Below are 2654 nucleotides of genomic sequence, written 5' to 3'. Positions count from 1 at the left end.
TATTTTCTTGCATCAACCCAAGCTGCACCATAACCAATACGATTAGTATTATAAGCAATCCACATATAACCATCTTCACCCCAGTCAGTACCCCAAGAATTTTTTACTAACCAAGCACGTTTTTCATCATCCCAACCAATAATAGTCACAGCATGATTAGGAGTTCCATAGGCATTCTCGTTATAAACTCCACCCTTGTAAGCATGAAACGCACCAGTCATGTATACAGCAGAAACAACCGGACCATGTTTACATAAAGCTTGTTTCATCTGAGACACAGAAGGAATACCGCCATCATTACGCACATATCCCCAAGTAGCTGCTTTCAAGGGAGTATTGCGTTGGAAACGACAGACAACATCTGTTCCCTGATAGCGAAACATTCTTTCTGGTAAGTTCCCTTTGTTAACCATAAAATTAAATACAGGTCCGTACCAACCCCCCTTGCAAGTTCCGCCACCACTACAACTAAGAACGTGTTGTTCTGAACCATCTGCTAAACCTCCAACCTGAGAATAAACAAGGTTATTGTGATAGAGAGCGCTAGACTCAAAAGCAGCGATCGCCGCAAATGCCCAACAACTACCACATTCTCCCTGGTCTCGCACTGGGGTAATAATTCCGGCATCGCGCCAGTCAAAGATAAAAGCATCGGGAGAACAGATAGATTGTTTTTGTCCTGGACTTTCTTCCATATTGGAGAGTATTTGCCGAGCGCGAAAGTTTTGTTGTGTTGCCAATTCTGCTAAATTTCCGGGAACTTGAGTTCCGGCAAGTGTATCGGTGCTGCGCCATAAGGCAGAACTAGGACCAACTTGAAAACCCCTTGATTCTGCAAAGTTGCGCAGTTGTTGCCAACGTCTATTGAATGCTTCTCGACTCATGGATAATAGTTGCTCTGAGTTATGGGTTTTAGTATTCGCTAAGGGTGACTTTAGCAACAGAGGAGTTGATGTAGTAGTTGTTGAGTGAGTATTACTGTATAGTTTTTGATTGTGTTTTAAGTTGCTACTTTTAGAAGTACATCCTTGAGAGATTATTCCCAATATTAGCCCAATTGTACAAAATTGTAATAACTTTGAATATTTAACCATTACCCATTAAATTAATATATTTATAGTCTTGGTAGGTAGATGATGCCCACTATTATTGATATACAATCTTACAATTATTAATTACGGAACAGTTTTCATACACTATCTATTGTGTAAGGTGCGTTGCAACACACCCTACTGTGGACTATTCAAATGAAAACTGCTGTATCAATCCTATCCGTTTTCAAGGAGAGGTAATTGTTAATAATAATGAATAATTATTAACTAGACAGTAGACATCTCCAAAAATAAAGAATAAAATCAATTATCGTACAGAAATTATCATTTATTTCCCCCCTATTCCCTATTTCCTCTTTTCTGGAGATGTCTAGTGCAAAGTTCTTGGAATAACTATTGCTAGCTGAGGCTTTCAGCGATCTAAGGGTTAAAAACTCTTTATTCAAAGCTGTAAGTACTGTAAGCATTTTCCAGTAATACTTTCAGCCTTCAAAGCAAATAGTTTTTTGGAAGAATTTTGTACTCTCCAGTTATTAATTATTAATTATTAATTATTAATTATTCATTGTTCCACCTTATTCAAAAATCCCACATGACAGAGCGATCGTCTAAAGGATCTGTGACTATCCGTCCGATTGCATCAATTTCTGCTAGCTCATCTGAGGATAATTTAACATCTCCAGCTTTAGCATTAGCAGTAGCTTGTTCGGCATTTCTTGCTCCAACGATAGCATTTGTCTGTGGTTGAGCAATTAACCAGGCGATCGCTAATTGAGCTAAACTACACTGCTTACTTTCAGCAATAGGACGTAGTTTTTCCAAGGCTGTTTGCACTCGTTCATAGTTTTCTTTAATATAAAAAAGTCTATTTTTAGCACGATGATCGCCTTCAGCAAATTTATGATCTGGTCCGAATTTACCTGTTAATAAACCCTGTGCTAATGAAGAATAAGCAATAATAGAAATATTATTTTCAACACAGTAAGGCATTTCTTCTTTTTCTATTTTTCGCCAGAACAAAGAATAGGGTGGTTGGATACTATCAATTTGACCATATTGAGCTGCTTCTGCTGTTTGTTCGCGAGAAAAGTTAGACACACCAATTGCTCGAATTTTACCCTCTTCTTTCAGTTTATTTAGAGCATTAATTGTTTCTTCAATTGGTACAATTTCACTATTAAATGCACCAGACGGCCAGTGAATTTGATAGAGGTCAATATAATCAGTTTTAAGATTTTTGAGGGAGCGATCGCAAGCTTCTATTATTTGGTCATATTTGAGATGATTGGGAAAAACTTTGGTCGCTAAAATTACTTGTTCCCTTATATCTGCCAATGCTTGAGCAACTATTCTTTCTGAGTAACCATCTCCATAAACTTCAGCAGTATCAATTGTGGTGATGCCTGCATCAACAGCAGCTCTTATTCCTTTAATAGTCTCAGAATCTTCAATATCTGCCCATCCACGTTTTCCAGCTTGCCATGTACCCATAATGATTGGGGTAATTTCAATTTCAGAGTTACCTAATTTTCGCTTCTCCATCATCGTCTCCTAATTATTTTAAGTATGATTATAGGTATAACATATTGTGCATTAAGTCAA

General features: G+C 37.5%; 2 protein-coding genes. Both read right to left on the bottom strand.

What is annotated here, in order from left to right:
- Positions 1 to 1094 (bottom strand): C1 family peptidase (locus AC3DU7_RS30675; RefSeq protein WP_488043016.1); only part of this gene is annotated, 1094 nt, incomplete at its 3' end.
- 537 nt (positions 1095 to 1631) lie between these two features.
- Entirely contained in the window at positions 1632 to 2594 is a 963-nt protein-coding gene (locus tag AC3DU7_RS30670) for an aldo/keto reductase (RefSeq protein WP_488043017.1), read from the bottom strand.
- Positions 2595 to 2654 lie beyond the last annotated feature (60 nt).

The sequence above is a fragment of the Okeania sp. genome, from assembly GCF_983059655.1.
This window is presented reverse-complemented; position numbering and strand designations above follow the sequence as displayed.

Excerpts from the sequence above, each read along its gene's own strand:
- AC3DU7_RS30670 (WP_488043017.1), bottom strand. The coding sequence starts at position 2,594 with ATGGAGAAGCGAAAATTAGGTAACTCTGAAATTGAAATTACCCCAATC.